Consider the following 16,402-nt stretch of genomic DNA (forward strand, 5'->3'; position numbering starts at 1 on the left):
CAAGCGCTGCGTAGCCTCTATATCGATCAGCAATTACCCGCGCCGCTGTTCAGGGAGGGCTTGAGACACTTCGAGGCCAATGCCAGGCACCAGGTATTGCTCGATCATCTGCGCAGTACGGAGCCTGACGCACTGACGCGCATAGACGGCTATCAGCAGCTGGATTTGATCATGCGCGAGGGCGTGTGGCCCAGTAGCAAGGCGGTCGCAGTCGTGGATGGGGCGGACAACGTCGTATGGCGATCGGCTGATACAGACGCGCAAAAGCCTTTGATTCGACTGGACGAAGCGGACGTTCGAGCCGGGCGGATATTGCCGACGCTGCTGGCAAACATGGATCTGGCCGAAGCGCGTCAATTGCTGGACGAGGGTATTCCACGCGACACCGTCACGCTTGATCTTCTGATTGGCAGGACCGAGGTCGAATTGCCGGAACACTTGCAACGCTCGCTCCAGAGGCGGGCGCTCGAAGTGCCGTCTGAGGCCCAGAGGGCCGCGAATTACCAGCGGCGTCTGCTGCGATTGGCAACTGAACACCGCAGTGAAATCATTGAGCGCGACATCGCCTCTACAAACCGGTCCGATGACAGCAATGTGCAGTTGGTCCAGCGTACCTTTCCCGGCTTGCCCAAACTGGTCATCGAAGAACTCCTGGCCCACGCTAACGCTGGTGAGCTGGAACAAATCGCACGACATTCCCGCCTGCCATTGCGCCTGGCGCAAGAGGCCCGCGCTTATCTGCCACGCGTGCGCGTCCTGCGGGCCAACGCCGCTATTCACTTTGACACTCAACTGACGATGGACAGTGCGCAGCTGGCGTTGCACACGCTGGCAGCCATCCCCGGCAAACTGCAAGGCGTCAGCATCGAGCTGCGCGCCGACAGCCCGACGGGACCCTTGCTCGACCGCGTAGGCAGCGCAGAAGCCCCCCAACACGTTCAACTGGTGAGCACGGACATGAAGCAGTGGAGTGTCTTCGATGCGTCGGGTAAAACCCTGTACTCACGGGCAGACCCAGGTGCTTTCTACAGCGCGCTCTGGATCGCTGCCGGGGAGCGATTCACGGACTGGGAGACGCTCAAGGTAGGCACTGAAGATCTCAAAGCCGAGCTTGTACGTCAGCCATTGAACCAAACAGCGGCCCGGCGCGCGTTGGGTGTGCAGCCGATCAAACCCGGCTACAAATCACCCATGCGCCTTGCCGATGGGCGTTTCGGTTATCCATTGAGCCCCGTTGCGGGAACTGCCCAACGTCCCTTCGCGTGCAGGCTTGCCGCAGCGAAAGTCTATCCCTCCAAAGCACTTGGAGAGGTGGAAGCTTTTTTAGGCCTTGAGCAGAGCAGCGATGCTGACGTCCTGCAAAGATTGACCGCACTTGGGCGTGAATTCGATCAGCTTGAAACGGGGCTGACCGAATGGAGTACTGAGCCGGGTTCAGGCTTTAGCCAGGCCAGACGCAGGGTTGCCCATTCGATCAAAGCCGCCTGGCGGCGGACCTCAGCCCAGGCCTATGCCGCGGATGGAACACCCATTGGCTACAGCCTTGATTTGGCTGACGAGCCCATCGGGCAACTTCCAATGATCACCGCCAATATGGATCACGTGGGCAGTCTGCGTTTGAGCCGTATGGGCTTGACCGACGATTCAATGGGGTTCTTGAGGCCTTTTGGCGGATTGCGCTGGTTGAAACTCAATGGGAACGCTCTGACCCGATTGCCGGAATTTGCCAATGACGGCATTGGGCTGACCAAGCTGGACTTGAGTGCAAATGATATTCGGCTGAATGGCCAGGCGAACGCACGTCTGGAGCGGATGCACAGTTTGAAAATCCTCAAGCTGTCCGGCAACCGCCGCTTGGGATGGACCGCCAATCTGAGCGGAATGCGAAATCTCAATCAGCTTTACCTGGGCGGGACAGAAACAACAACTTTCCCCGCCGGCGCGGAACAGCTCACGCAGCTGGCCAGGATCGATCTGCATGGGAACCGGATCGGCACATTGCCCGAGTATGCGTACCAGCATCTTGAACGGATCAATCTGCATGAAAATCCGTTATCGGCAGAGACACTCCAAAGGCTCGCTCCCCAAGCCCTTGTGGTTCAGCCAAACTGGGAACATGTGACGGCTGGCGAAGGGCGAGACTTATGGTTGCAAGGGTTGGAGCAAACCGAGCGATCACGCGGTGAAACCCTCTGGGACTCGCTCACGGCCGAACCGGAGTCGAGCGCATTGCTGACCGTGGTGGCGGATACCACGCGATCGGCCGAATACCGCAACCCGACCACCCGAGCGCAATTGAGAGAGCGTGTCTGGGCGATGCTCAAGGCCGTCAGCGACAGCGAGAATATCCGTAATAAGTTGTTCGAGATTGCCGATGACAGGGCCACCTGTGGTGATGGCAGTACGCTTGAGTTCATGAACCTGGAGCGTGAGCTGTTTGTGTTGAATGCTACGGAACTGGCAGATGGGCCGTATCTCGAGGATCAACTGCTGAACGTATCGAAACAGCTGTTTCGATTGAAGTTGGTCGATGAGATTGCACAACGGGATGTGATGGCCAGAGGCGCTGCGTTTACAGAACAGAGTGAAGTGATTCTGGCGTATCGAATCGGGTTGGCCGACAAGCTAGAGCTACCGGTCAAGTCGCGGGAGATGCTGTTCGCTCGGACGGCGAATGTGACCCCGGCGGCCATTAACGCCGCCTTCGATGACGTACTCAAAGCAGAAGCCGTCAGCAGTGATTACGAAACATTTTTGGTTGACCAACCATTCTGGGACAGGTACCTGCGTACGCACTACCGCGCTGAGTTTGAAGCACTGATAGCCCCCGAGATCAAGCCTATAGATGAAAAGAGCAGTGCTTTGTTGGAGTTGTGGGGATTGTCGGAAGGGGGTGTTCCAGAGGATCAAGCGGTCGAGAGGGTGGTCAGCGTACTGGGCGTGAGCCGCGATGAGGTGCTGGTGGATGGCTCGATGCGCAGTGGCTTTTATAAAAAGCAGATGGATGCGCTCGGCGTCTTACGAAGCCAACAGGAACAACTGGGGCTAACGTTATTAACGCGCAAAATACTCAATAATCACGCGGCGAAACACGGCACCCAGCTCTGAAACATCAACCGCAAAAACACAAAGGGGACCCGAAGGTCCCCTTTAACGTATCGTTGCGTGCTCTTTTCTTATTATTGAGGGGCGGTCTGTTATTGTTTTTGGCAACCGTTACCCTTTACCGCTGTTTTGGGCGACCCCCATCCGGGGTCAAGAGCAAACGTATTTTTTTGAACGCTGATCTGCTTCTTCGTAAACGATCCAACCAGTGGGCAGCTACCTGAAGGTAGTTTTATTTTTCTCCGTCCGGTTGCGGGTTTCGGCACGCCGTACCCTGCAAAGCACATCTTCTCCAAAAAAATCTGTTAGCTGCGTCTCTGCCGTGTTGTTTTTGTTATGTCAGAGTCGTTTCGTCTTATTTTTATTAGGTTTGGCGCTTTTTATTCTTGTTATGCCATAGAGATAGCAGAAGCCGTGCCAACTTTTAAAATACCTTTAAAATCAAGGATTTGATTTTTATGTAGGAAATGGCTGGGGGCAAATACGACAAAATATGTTCCCGTGTTACTCGATGTGTAGGGCTTGGGTAACACATTGTCACAGGCGTGCTACTCACATCGCGTTACGTGCCTTGGCCACACGCGAGCCGGTGGGGCGGCCGAGCACCTGGCTGATTTGCCGGCCCGCGTTGATCAACGCGTCCAGGTCTATACCCGTGTGGATGCCCAGGCCATTGAGCAGGTACAGCACGTCTTCGGTGGCGACGTTACCGCTGGCGCCCTTGGCGTACGGGCAACCGCCCAGGCCGGCGATAGAGCTGTCGAACACCTGGATGCCCTCCAGCAGGGCGGCGTACACATTGGCGATGGCCTGGCCATAGGTGTCGTGGAAATGCCCGGCCAGCTTGTCCCTCGGCACCTGCGCACCGACCACTTCAAACAGTCGACGCGTCGCACCCGCCGTGCCGGTGCCGATGGTGTCGCCCAGGGATACTTCATAACAGCCCATGGCATACAACTCCCGCGCCACGGTCGCTACTTGTTCGGCGGCGATCTCGCCTTCGTACGGGCAACCCAATACACAGGACACGTAACCGCGCACGCTGACCCCATGTTGCTGGGCCGCGGCCATGATCGGCGCGAATCGTTCCAGGCTTTCGCTGATGGAGCAGTTGATATTGCGCTGGGAAAACGCCTCGGACGCAGCTGCGAACACCGCCACCTCCTTGACCCCGGCAGCCAGCGCATCCTCGAAGCCGCGCAGGTTCGGCGCCAGGGCGCCGTAGGTAACGCCGGGTTTGCGCTGGATCTGCGCGAACACCTCGGCCGAACCGGCCATTTGCGGCACCCACTTGGGCGAGACAAAACTGCCGACTTCGATATAACTCAAACCGGCGGCGCTGAGAGCGTCCACCAATTGGACTTTGTCCGCGACGCTAATGGGCTGTGCTTCGTTCTGCAAACCGTCGCGCGGGCCGACTTCAACCAGGCGAACGTGGGAGGGGAGGGTCATGGCGGTTACCTTTTGATTAATCGCCGGCCTGGCGCATGGTTTGAGCCAGGGCCTGGGTGCAGCGCTCTTCGGCGGTGTCCAGTTCCAGCTTCATCTGTTCGATATCCAGTAACTGCTGTTCCAACTGCTCACGGCGCTCGGCGATCTTGGCCAGCATGCTGTTGAGTTGGATGTGGTTACCGCTGCTCGGATCGTAGAGTTCGATCAACTCGCGGCACTCGGCCAGGGAAAAGCCGATGCGCTTGCCGCGCAGGATCAGCTTGAGGCTGACTTTGTCCCGTGCGCTGTAGATGCGTTCCTGGCCACGCCGCTCCGGGGCGAGCAGGCCCTGTTCTTCATAGAAGCGGATGGCGCGGGTGGTGATGTCGAGCTCGCGGGCGAGGTCGGAAATGCTGTAGGTGGTGCTCATGGCGGCGCTCAAGAAAGTCCTGGCGCTAAGCTAAAGGCAGGTTGACGTGAACGTCAAGGTCCGCTGCGCGGACCATCGGGGGCAAGCCCCCTCCCACAAAGGGCTCCTTGGTAGTCCATTGCACGGGAGGGGCGCTCAAGCTTGTTGTTTGTCGAGTTTCTTTTCGTGGGCCGTGACCTGCTGGCACAGCTCAATCATTTGCTCGCGCATCCAGCGGTTGGCCGGGTCCTGGTCGGTGCTTTCGTGCCAGTACAAATGGGTTTCCACTGGCGGCACATCGTTGACCGGCAAGTTGAACCAGTGCAGTTCATGGCGTCGGGCGAAGCGTTCGGGCACGGTCATCACCATGTCGGTCTGCTGCAGCACTTGCGAGGCCATCAAGTAATGCTGGGAGCGCAGGGCGATCTTGCGTTGGATGCCCATCTTGCCCAGCGCCAGGTCGACATGGCCCAGGCCGTTGCGGCGGCTGGAGATGTGGATATGGGTCAGTGACAAGTAGTCGTCCAGGGTCAGTTTTTCCTTGCCCGCCATTGGATGGCCCTTGCGCATGGCGCACACGTAGCGGTCTTCCATCAGTTTGACGTGACGCACCTGCGGGTCGGTGTTGAGCGGTGCGTCCACGGCAAAGTCCAGGCGCCCGGCGGCCAGTTCCTTGGTGGTTTCGCGGCGCTTGGACAGGAAACTCTCGATCACCACCGTGGGCGCCAGACGGCGCAGGCGCTGGAACAGCGGCGGCAGGATTACCGCTTCGGTGAGGTCGGTCATGCTGATGCGATAGGTTTTGGCCGCCTGTTGCGGGTTGAAGATGCGGCTTTCCTGCACCGACACCCGCAGCAGCGACAGCGCATTGCGCACCGGGCCGATGATGTTCTGCGCCATCGGCGTGGGCACCATGCCTTGGGCGGTGCGCACGAACAGCGGGTCGTTGAAGGTCTCGCGCAGGCGGGCCAGAGCGTTGGACACCGCCGGTTGGGTGATGCCGACAATCTGCCCGGCGCGGGTCAGGTTGGCTTCGGTGTAGATCGCGTCAAAGACGATGAAGAGGTTGAGGTCGACCTTGCTCAGATTCATTTCGTTGCGCTCTTATTGTTAGGTGTTCATACGCCGATCATATATCGGTGATGAATGTTAATACACGCCGAGAATAGGCTAGGTAAATTATCAACGCTGTTCTAGCATCGATTGCATGACCTAAACAACCTCTCAAAGAAGGGAGCTGCTCATGGATTTCGCCTATTCGCCCAAGGTTCAGGAACTGCGTGAACGCGTCACTGCGTTCATGGACGCTTACGTTTACCCGGCCGAGCCGGTGTTTGAACGCCAGGTCAGCGAAGGCGACCGCTGGCAGCCCACCGCGATCATGGAAGAACTCAAAGCCAAGGCTAAAGCCGAGGGCCTGTGGAATTTGTTCTTGCCCGAGTCCGAACTGGGCGCTGGCCTGACCAACCTCGAATATGCGCCCCTGGCGGAAATCATGGGCCGTTCGCTGCTGGGGCCGGAGCCGTTCAACTGCTCGGCGCCGGATACCGGCAATATGGAAGTGCTGGTGCGCTACGCCAATGCCGAACAGAAACAGCGCTGGCTCGAACCACTGCTGCGCGGCGAGATCCGCTCGGCGTTCGCCATGACCGAACCGGACGTGGCTTCCTCGGACGCCACTAACATGGCCGCCCGCGCCGAACGCCAGGGCGACGAGTGGGTGATCAACGGCAAGAAATGGTGGACCTCCGGCGCCTGCGATCCACGCTGTAAGATCCTGATCTTTATGGGCCTGAGCAACCCGGATGCACCGCGTCACCAGCAGCACTCGATGATCCTGGTGCCGGTGGACACCCCAGGGGTGAAAATCCTCCGCCCGCTGCCGGTGTTCGGTTACGACGATGCGCCCCACGGCCATGCCGAAGTGCTGTTCGACAACGTGCGCGTACCTTATGAAAACGTGTTGTTGGGTGAAGGGCGTGGCTTCGAGATTGCCCAGGGTCGGCTCGGCCCTGGCCGTATCCACCACTGCATGCGCTCGATCGGCATGGCCGAGCGCGCGCTGGAACTGATGTGCAAGCGCTCGGTCAGCCGTACTGCGTTCGGCAAGCCTTTGGCACGCCTTGGCGGCAATATCGACAAAATCGCCGACTCACGCATGGAAATCGACATGGCGCGCCTGCTGACCCTGAAGGCGGCTTACATGATGGACACCGTGGGTAACAAAGTGGCGAAAAGCGAAATCGCCCAGATCAAAGTAGTGGCGCCGAACGTGGCCCTGAAGGTGATCGACCGTGCGATCCAGATTCACGGCGGCGCCGGGGTGTCCAACGACTTCCCGCTGGCCTACATGTACGCCATGCAACGTACCCTGCGCCTGGCCGACGGCCCGGACGAAGTGCACCGCGCGGCGATCGGCAAGTTCGAGATCGGTAAGTATGTGCCTAAAGAGCTGATGCGCGGCGGGCAGTAAGCCTGTGGCGCCTGCATCGGGGGCAAGCCCCTTCCACAATGATCGTTCCCACGCTCTGCGTGGAAATGCCTCCTGGGACGCTCTGCGTCCCGCCAGCCGCCGCAAGTCTAGGCGGCTGCGCACAGGCGACGCGGAGCGTCACGGGCTGCATGCCCACGCGGGAGCGTGGGAACGATCTTTGAAGTTGATGCGCGGCGGGCAGTAAGCCTGCGGCGCCTGCATCGGGGGCAAGCCCCCTTCCACAGTTGATCGGATTCCTCCAGTCAGTGTGGGAGGGGGCTTGCCCCCGATGAGGCCATTGCCAACTACACAACACCCAAGCCTCAATACACCCACACCTCCACCCGTCGGTTCTTGATCCGTCCCTCGTCCGCCGTATTCGCCGCCACCGGCATCTGCGCACCGAACCCTCGAATATCGCGCAGCACTACACCGTTGCGTACCAACTCCCGCCGCACCGCCATGGCACGCAGCTTGGACAGCAACGCTGCCCGTTGCGGGTCGTTCTTGGCATCGCCGAAGCCCACCAACGTCACCTGTTTATTCAGCTTGTCGTGACTCTTCAGGTACGCCACTACCCGTTGCAGGTCCTGGCGCGCCTTGTTGTCGAGGCTGGCGCTGCCTTCTTCGAAGCGAAAATTCACGCTCAGGCGTTGGGCATCGCGGGCAATCGCCTGGTAATCGTCGGGCATCGACGGGCGCGGTGTCACGGCCATGGCCTGCACCTGCTGCGCGATAAAGCCGTTGGCGGCCACGATCGCCTGGCCTTTGGGGCTTTGGGTAAAGTCCACCAGCGCCTCGGCCCATGGGTTGCGGTTCGATGGCGGCAGGTAAAAGAACAAACGACGCGACAGCGGGTAATCCTCGGTGGCGATCAGGCTGTTCAACGGCAGCATCGGTTGCGAGTCGCCGTCGACAATCGCCACCGCCTTGGCCTGACGCACGTAGGGCAGGCCGATAAAGCCAATGCCCTGGGGGTCGCGGCTGACCGCGTCGGACAACTGCTCGCTGGACTCGAAACGCTGGGCGCTCGCCACCAACGGTTTACCGCGCAGGCGCAGCACCAGCTCCTTGAAGGTGTCGTAGGTGCCTGACTGATCATCCCGCGCATACACATGAATCGGCGCGCCGACACCGCCCAACGCGTCCCAGGTGCTGACTTCGCCGTTGAAGATCTGCGCCAGTTGCCAGGTGTTCAAGGTGTTCAGCGGGTTGCGCGGGTTAAGGATAATGGCCAGGCCGTCGATGGCAATCACCTGCTCGGCCTCGGGGCTTTTCAGGTCGCCCACGGGTTCGAGGTCCACCAGTTCGCTGTCCTTGATGGGACGGGACGAGGCAGCCAGGTCGGCGCGGCCTGTTTTGAGGGCGGCGAAACCGGTGCTGGAACCATGGGCGGCGACCTCGATGGTCACCGTTTTACCCTGGCGCGTCTGGCCGACCACCCGCTGTTCATTGGTGCCGTCGCTGGGCTCGCTGTGGAGGCCTTGCAAACCCTGTTCGGTCATCAACCCCTTGACCAGCGCCGGGCCCAGCGCCGCGCCAATGGTGTTGGAACCCTGGATGCGCAAGGCCGGGCCCTGATCGGGAACGGGCAGGGGAGCGGCCATGGCGGTGAGGGAGGATACGCAACACAACAGGAACAGAACGCGCAGCATCATGCCGGCACCTTCTCAAGCCAAAGGGAGTGCCGCGAGATTAAGTCAGTCAGGTTGCATCAATATGACTGACAGGCCGCCCCATTTAACCGAGCCAGACTGCCGGTCAGCTCAATTCAAGCCAGATCGGCGCATGGTCCGACGGTTTTTCCAAACCGCGCAGGTCGTAATCCACGCCCGCATCCTTGACCCGTGGCACCAGGCCGGTAGAGGCCATGATCACGTCGATGCGCAGCCCGCGCTTGGGCTCATCTTCAAACCCACGGCTGCGGTAGTCGAACCAGCTGAAACGGTCGGTCACGTCCGGGTAAAGGTGCCGGAAACTGTCCACCAGGCCCCAGCTTTTAAGGCGCTCCATCCACTCGCGTTCTTCCGGCAGGAAGCTGCATTTGCCGGTCTTGAGCCAACGCTTGGCGTTGTCGGCGCCGATGCCGATGTCGCAGTCTTGCGGCGAGATATTCACGTCGCCCATCACCACCAGCGCCTGGTCGTTGCTGAACTGGCTTTCCAGCAACTGCTGCAGGTCTTCGTAGAAGCGCTGCTTGGCCGGAAACTTGGTGGGATGGTCGCGGCTTTCGCCTTGGGGGAAGTAGCCGTTCATGATCGTGACCGGGTGGCCGTTCTCATCGGCGAAGGTGCCCCAGATAAAGCGGCGCTGGGCGTCTTCTTCATCGCTGGCAAAGCCTTTGTGCACGCTCAATGCTTCCTGGCGCGAGAGCAGGGCCACGCCGTAGTGGCCTTTCTGGCCGTGGTAATACACGTGATAGCCCAGGGCTTGCACTTCAGCGAGAGGGAACTGGTCGTCGTGAACCTTGGTTTCCTGCAGGCCGATTACGTCCGGTTGATGTTTTTCAATCAGCGCCGCCAGCTGATGAGGGCGGGCCCGCAGCCCGTTGATATTGAAGGAGACGATTTTCATGGTCGGCGGTCCGGTTCTGGCAAAAAGGCGATGCTAGCCGACAAGTCAGACGGGGGCCAGCGTGGCGGTAGGACAGATGCACTGCTAATGTCTGGGAACGACTGGTGCCGTGTAGGTTCGTACCCATAAGAACGCCATCTTTTGAGTGGCGCCCAGAGAGATTGACTGTATGCCTGACACTTCGACTGCCATCGCCGACGTCCGCGTGCTCAACAGCGGCTATTCCCGCGAAGCCCGCTCCCTGTTGTACCAGGCTTACCGCCACGAACCGACGTTTGCCTACATCTTCGAGGCCGAACGTCCCGGCTATGAACAGCGGGTGCGCGCCACCGTGCGTGAGCTGGTCAAGCAGCATTTCTTTCAGAAACTTCCCGCCATCGGCCTGTTTGTCGATGACCGCCTGATCGGCATTGCACTGATCGCACCGCCGCAACGGCGCCTGGGCATCACCGAGAGCTGGGCCGGGCAATTGCGCATGTGGCTGAGCACTGGCGTGCGTGGCACGCGGCGTTACCTGGATTATCACCATGCCGTGCTGGCGTGCCTGCCGAGCGAATCGGTGCATGTGCTGCCATTGCTGGGGATTCATCCACAGTTCCAGGGCAAACATTACGGTGAGCAATTGTTGCAGGCGGTGCACAACTGGTGCGCCGAGGACCCGCATTCTTCGGGCGTGGTGCTCGACACGGGCAACTCGCGCTACCTGGAGTTCTATAAGCGCCAGGGCTATGAGGAAATCGGCGAGGTCGCTGTAGGACCTGTCCTTGAGCATATTTTTTTCCACCCCAGCCCGCAGGTCCTGCAGGCTGCCACGGCGTAATGCAGATTTTTTCAGAATCTTCCGAGTTCTACGTTCCTTGCCAGCTCGTGTAGCATCCGCGCCTATGAAGTTTCCAGGAAGATTCACCAGCAGCTTGATTCTGCTGTTCACAAGCTGCGGCGCATTGGCGCAAAGCGAATTGGACGTGCGCATCAAACCCGCCAACGACGCGCTGAAAGCCAATATCGAAGGCTATATCGGCGGCGTGGGCGATCGCGATGAAGAGGCGCTGCTGCGGTTCAGCCGTGGCGCCGAGGAGCAGGCGCGCAAGGCCGCCCAGGCACTGGGCTACTACCAACCGCGCATCGACAGCGATGTGAAAGGCGGCAAGAACCCGCGCCTGATCCTTAATGTCGATCCCGGCGAACCGGTGCACCTGCGTGATGTGACGATTCGGGTCGATGGCCCGGCGGCCAGCCTCAAAGCGTTTCGCGTGCCCGCCGGTGACGATCTCAAGTCCGGCGCCGTGCTCAACCACGGCCATTACGAAGACGCCAAGCGCCTGATCCAGAACCAGGCCTCGCGCTACGGTTTTTTCAGCGGGCGCTTTACCCGGCAGAAACTTGCGGTGGACCCGCAGGCTGGCGTCGCCGATATCGAACTGGTCTACGACAGCGGCCCGCGCTACACCCTGGGCAAAGTCAGCTTTGCTGGCGATACGCCATTTGACGAGGACCTGCTGCACCGCATGGTGCCGTTCAAAAGCGGCGACCCCTACGACTCCGAACTTATCGCTGAGCTCAACCAGAACCTGCAGGCCAGTGGTTTTTTTGAAGGCGTGCGGGTGGACGCCGCCCCCGCCGCCTCGATCCATGATGTGATCCCCGTCGCCGTGCAGCTGGATACACGTAAACCGCGCACCCTGGGCCTGGGCCTGGGTTACTCCACCGACGTCGGACCGCGCGGCAAAGCCAACTGGACGCGGCACTGGGTCAACCCCCAGGGCCATAGCTATGGCTGGGAAGCCGAGCTGTCGGCACCGCGGCAGAACGTCGGCCTTTGGTACGACATTCCCATGGACCCGCCGCTCACCGACAAATTGCGCTTTGCCGGCGGCTATCAGAACGAAGAAATCGCCAACACCGACACCCTGAGTAAATTGCTTACCCTCGGGCCGGAGTGGCACAGCAAGTTGCCCAGCGGCTGGACACGGGTGATCTCGCTCAAGTGGCAACGCGAGGAATATCGCCTGGGCAACGACTCAGGCCTGAGCAACCTGCTGATGCCAGGCGTCAGCTATTCCTACCTGCGCAGCGACAATCGTATTGACCCGCACCACGGCTACCGCCTGCAATTCGACGCCAAGGTGGCCAAGGAGGGGTTGGGATCGGACACCAACCTCCTGTATGGCACGGCCATGGTCAAAGGCTTGACCACCCTGTGGGACAACCACCGGTTTCTCGCCCGCGCCCAAGTGGGCGGCAGCGCCACCAATGGTTACCAGTCGGTGCCACCGTCGTTGCGTTTCTTTGCCGGTGGAGACCAGAGCGTGCGCGGCTATGAGTACCAGACCCTGTCCCCCGAAAACGACCGGGGAGATCGCATCGGTGGGCGCTACATGGTGGCGCTGAGTGCCGAGTACCAATATTCCATCGCCGAAAAATGGCGGATCGCGACCTTCATCGACCAGGGCAACTCCTTTAATGATCTGGAGCTGCCGAGCCTGAAGACCGGCGTCGGCGTCGGTGTGCGCTGGGTCTCGCCGGTCGGCCCGATTCGCCTGGACCTGGCCCATGCTCTGGAAGACCCGGGCGGCATTCGATTGCACTTTTCCATGGGGCCTGAGTTGTGATGCGAGGTGTGAAAATAGCCGGGCTGGCCGTGATGGCCGTCCTCACCGTGGCAGTGCTGACCGGCTGGGCGATACTCGGCACCCAGGCCGGCAGCCGTTGGGCGTTGGCGCGTGTGCCGGGGTTGAGCGTGGAGAATTTCCACGGCCACCTGGGCGGCCAATGGCGCGCCGACCATCTGCTCTGGCAGCAGGACAGCAGCCGCGTCGAACTCCAGGCAGCGACGTTAGCGTGGTCGCCGGCCTGTCTGCTGCGCATGACCTTGTGCATCGATCAACTGGATGTGGAGCAGGTCAGCCTGCAATTTCCCCCCAGTGGCGACGAGAGCAGCGGACCGATTCAACTGCCGGACTTGAAATTGCCGGTGGCCCTGCAGTTGGGCGACGTCCGTGTCGGTCGTCTGTTGTTCAACGGCAGCGAGGAACTCAAGGGCCTGCAACTGGCGGCGCACTGGACCGCGGCGGGGATGCAGATCGACGCCGTGCACCTGCGGCGCGACGACCTGGTGCTGGACCTGAGCGGCCTGTTGCAGCCCAGCGGCGATTGGCCGTTGACCGCCAGCGGCAATCTGAGCCTGCCTTATGCACCCGGCGGCGCGCCGTGGACGGTGGCGCTGAAGATCGACGGCGACCTGCTCAAGACCCTCAAACTCGACGCCGACAGCAGCGGCTACCTGCCGGCCAAACTCAGCGGCGAACTGCAACCGCTGGCGGAAAACCTGCCCGCCCAACTGCGCATCACCGCCGATGGCTTCAAGCCCAGTGCTGATTTGCCCGACACCCTGCAACTCAATCAACTGGACCTTACCGCCAAGGGCGACCTGAGCCGTGGCTACCAACTGCAAGGCAAGGCCGTGTTGCCGGCGGAAAAAGGCCCGGTGGATCTGCTGCTGCAAGGCAAGGTAGACGCCAAAGGCGCGCAGATCGCCGGCCTGGACGTGAATGCCGGCGACAAACAAAGCCTGAAACTCAGCGCCAACCTGGACTGGCAGCAAGGCTTCAGCGCCGATGCCAAAATCGCCTGGCTGGATTTCCCGTGGCATCGCCTGTACCCGCTGATCGACGAGCCCCAAGTAGCGTTGCGTACCTTCAACGGCGAGATTGCCTATAAAGACGGCAACTACCTCGGTAACCTCACGGCCAACCTCGATGGCCCGGCCGGCTCGTTCTCGGTGGTCACGCCGTTCAGCGGCGACCTTACGCAAGTGTTCCTGCCGGAGCTGAAACTGAGCGCCGGTCAGGGCAAGGCCGAAGGTCACCTGAACCTGCAATTCGCCGACGGCATTGCGTGGGACACCGCGTTGGACCTGTCGGCGCTGAACCCGGCGTACTGGGTGGCGGAGTTGCCCGGCACTCTGGCCGGACCGCTGCGCAGCAAGGGCGAATTCAAGAACGAACAACTCAAACTCAACGCCGACCTTGACCTCAAGGGCCGCCTGCGCGGGCAGACCGCCGTGCTGGCGGCCAAGGCCGACGGCGCCGGCGAGCAATGGACCCTCGCCAACCTCGACCTGCGCCTGGGCGACAACCGCATCCAGGGCAGCGGCAGCCTGCAGCAGCGCCTGGCCGGGCAGATCGATATCAAACTCACACGCCTGGCCCAGTTGTGGCCACAGCTGCGCGGTCAGATCAACGGCCGGCTCGACGTGGCCGGCACGCTCAAGGCGCCTCAGGGCAAGCTTGGGCTCAAGGGCCAGCAACTGGCGTTTGCCGACAACCGCCTGCAAACCCTCAGCCTCGACGCCTCGCTGGATAACGCCCAACGCGCAAAGATCGACCTCAAGGGCAGCGGCCTCCAGAGCGGTGACACCCAGGTCGGCACGCTCACCGCCAGCGCCCAGGGCGATATCCGGCAGCAAAAGGTCCAGCTCGACCTGGCCGGCCCGTTGGTCAAACTGGCCTTGGCGCTGGACGGCCATCTTGACCAGGGCAACTGGCGCGGGCGCCTGGCCAGCGGCGATGTGCAGGCCGGCGGCCAGGACTGGCGGCTGCAGGCTCCGGCCAGGATCGAACGCCTGGCCGATGGCCGACTGACATTTGCGGCGCACTGCTGGGTCTCCGGTGCGTCGAGCCTGTGCGGCGAAGACCAGCGTCTGATGCCCGAACCGAAGTTGCGTTATCACCTCAAGCAGTTCCCCATCGACAGCCTGGCGGCGTTTTTGCCCAAGGATTTCGCCTGGCAAGGTCGCCTCAATGCCGACCTGCAACTGGACCTGCCCGCCAGCGGCCCCAAGGGCATCGTGTCGGTGGATGCCAGCGGTGGCACCTTGCGCGTCAAGGACAAGGCCCAGTGGTTGGACTTTCCCTATGAGACCCTCAAGCTGGAAACCACCCTCAACCCTCGGCGCATCGATACGCAGCTGAATTTCCGCGGCGGCCAGCTCGGCGAATTGCTGCTGCAGGCGCAGATCAACCCATTGCCGAAAAACAAGCCGATCACTGGCAATTTCAGCCTGATGGGGCTGGACCTGGCCGTGGCGCGGCCGTTCGTGCCGATGGTGGAAAAACTCAGCGGCAAGCTCAACGGCAACGGCCGCATCAGCGGCGGCCTGCTGGCGCCGCAGGTCAACGGCAGCGTTAACCTGGTGGGCGGCGAAGTGTCCGGGCCGGAACTGCCCATCAGTCTCGAAGGGCTGAATGTGCAGGCGTTGATTGCCGGTGAAAGTGTGCAACTGAACGGCGGCTGGCGCAGCGGCAAAGCCGGGCAGGGCAGCCTCAAGGGGCAGGTCGATTGGGGCCAGGCCTTGGCGATGGACCTGCAACTGCAGGGCACGCAACTGCCCGTCACGGTGGAACCCTACGCCGAGCTGGAAGTGGCGCCCGACCTGAAAATCAGCCTCAAGAACGACAGGTTGGCCGTTGCCGGCAAGGTGCGCATCCCGCGTGGCGACATCACCGTGCGCGAATTGCCGCCGTCGACCGTCAAGGTGTCGGATGACACGGTGATCATCGGCAGCCAGACCGAAGAGGGCAAGCCACCGATGGCCATGGCCATGGATATCGACGTGGTGGTGGGTGAAGACCGGCTGAATTTTTCCGGTTTCGGCCTGACCGCCAAGGTCCAGGGTCAGGTGCACATCGGCGACAACCTCGACACCCGTGGCGAGCTGTGGCTCAACGACGGCCGCTACCGCGCCTATGGGCAGAAGCTTGACGTGCGCCGTGCGCGCCTGCTGTTCGCCGGGCCGCTGGACCAGCCGTACCTGGACATCGAAGCGATCCGCAAGACCGACGACGTGACCGCCGGTATTCGCCTGAGCGGCAGCGCCGAGCAGCCCACCACGCAAATCTTTTCGGAACCGGCGATGAGCCAGGAACAGGCGCTGTCCTACCTGGTGCTGGGGCGCCCGTTAAGCACTACCGGCGAAGACAACAACATGCTCGCCCAGGCTGCCCTGGGTCTGGGCCTGATGGGCAGCGCCGGGGTGACGTCGGACATCGCTAACAAGCTCGGCATTCGCGATTTCGACCTCGACACCCAGGGCAGCGGCAACAACACCGCTGTGGTCGCCAGCGGCAAAATCACCGAAAAACTCAGCCTGCGCTATGGCGTTGGCGTATTCGAGCCTGCCAACACCATCGCCTTGCGCTACCTGCTGAGTAAAAAGGTCTACCTGGAAGTGGCCAGTGGCGTGGCCAGCTCCCTGGATATCTTCTACAAGCGCGATTTCTAAACCCAACGGGGATAGAAATGTAGGAGGGAGCTTGCTGTGGTGAGCGGTTTTTTTGTGGTGAGCGGGCTTGCCCCGCGCTGGGCTGCGAAGCAGACCCAAACCCAGGCACGTCGGTGTATCAGCTAAA

Annotated in this window: 10 protein-coding genes; 5 read left to right on the top strand and 5 right to left on the bottom strand. The window is 61.2% G+C overall.

The annotated features are described in order from the left end of the window. The first annotated feature begins 1,881 nt into the window (after positions 1-1,881). Entirely contained in the window at positions 1,882-3,108 is a 1,227-nt protein-coding gene (locus OSC50_RS26050) for an NEL-type E3 ubiquitin ligase domain-containing protein (RefSeq protein ID WP_350355784.1), read from the top strand. 549 nt (positions 3,109-3,657) lie between these two features. Here OSC50_RS26050 and OSC50_RS09075 read toward each other — a convergent pair. The 3 genes from OSC50_RS09075 to OSC50_RS09085 all read right to left on the bottom strand — a co-directional run bounded on the left by OSC50_RS09075 (position 3,658) and on the right by OSC50_RS09085 (position 6,037). After that, positions 3,658-4,557 carry a hydroxymethylglutaryl-CoA lyase gene (locus OSC50_RS09075; RefSeq protein ID WP_266247686.1) on the bottom strand — a complete coding sequence of 300 codons (900 nt, stop codon included), beginning with the start codon at positions 4,555-4,557 and terminating at the stop codon, positions 3,658-3,660. A 16-nt stretch (positions 4,558-4,573) separates the two neighbouring features. Next, positions 4,574-4,966: a MerR family transcriptional regulator gene (locus tag OSC50_RS09080; RefSeq protein WP_034098804.1), complete on the bottom strand. Its 393-nt coding sequence runs from the start codon at positions 4,964-4,966 to the stop codon at positions 4,574-4,576. A gap of 135 nt (positions 4,967-5,101) precedes the next feature. Further along, complete coding sequence (locus tag OSC50_RS09085) at positions 5,102-6,037, bottom strand: LysR family transcriptional regulator (RefSeq protein ID WP_181080952.1); 936 nt, start codon at positions 6,035-6,037, stop codon at positions 5,102-5,104. 151 nt (positions 6,038-6,188) lie between these two features. Here OSC50_RS09085 and OSC50_RS09090 point away from each other — a divergent pair, with 151 nt between their 5' ends. Beyond that, positions 6,189-7,418, top strand: coding sequence for an acyl-CoA dehydrogenase (locus OSC50_RS09090; protein WP_253508309.1), 1,230 nt, complete (start codon positions 6,189-6,191; stop codon positions 7,416-7,418). Positions 7,419-7,741: 323 nt separating this feature from the next. Here OSC50_RS09090 and OSC50_RS09095 read toward each other — a convergent pair whose 3' ends face one another. After that, entirely contained in the window at positions 7,742-9,076 is a 1,335-nt protein-coding gene (locus OSC50_RS09095) for a substrate-binding domain-containing protein (protein ID WP_266247690.1), read from the bottom strand. Between the two features lie 103 nt (positions 9,077-9,179). Further along, positions 9,180-9,992: an exodeoxyribonuclease III gene (gene xthA / locus OSC50_RS09100; RefSeq protein WP_181080949.1), complete on the bottom strand. Its 813-nt coding sequence runs from the start codon at positions 9,990-9,992 to the stop codon at positions 9,180-9,182. A gap of 169 nt (positions 9,993-10,161) precedes the next feature. Between xthA and OSC50_RS09105 the strand changes: the two genes are divergently transcribed. The 3 genes from OSC50_RS09105 to OSC50_RS09115 all read left to right on the top strand — a co-directional run bounded on the left by OSC50_RS09105 (position 10,162) and on the right by OSC50_RS09115 (position 16,275). Beyond that, the gene (locus OSC50_RS09105) at positions 10,162-10,812 is read left to right on the top strand and encodes a GNAT family N-acetyltransferase (protein ID WP_266247692.1); all 651 of its coding nucleotides are present in this window, start codon (positions 10,162-10,164) and stop codon (positions 10,810-10,812) included. 64 nt (positions 10,813-10,876) lie between these two features. Further along, entirely contained in the window at positions 10,877-12,604 is a 1,728-nt protein-coding gene (locus OSC50_RS09110) for an autotransporter assembly complex protein TamA (protein ID WP_266247695.1), read from the top strand. Continuing rightward, positions 12,604-16,275, top strand: a complete 3,672-nt coding sequence (locus OSC50_RS09115; RefSeq protein WP_266247697.1) for a translocation/assembly module TamB domain-containing protein — start codon at positions 12,604-12,606, stop codon at positions 16,273-16,275. The genes OSC50_RS09110 and OSC50_RS09115 overlap by 1 nt, the downstream gene beginning before the upstream one ends. Positions 16,276-16,402 lie beyond the last annotated feature (127 nt).

Source organism: Pseudomonas quebecensis (assembly GCF_026410085.1).
In the GTDB taxonomy this organism is placed as follows: domain Bacteria; phylum Pseudomonadota; class Gammaproteobacteria; order Pseudomonadales; family Pseudomonadaceae; genus Aquipseudomonas; species Aquipseudomonas quebecensis.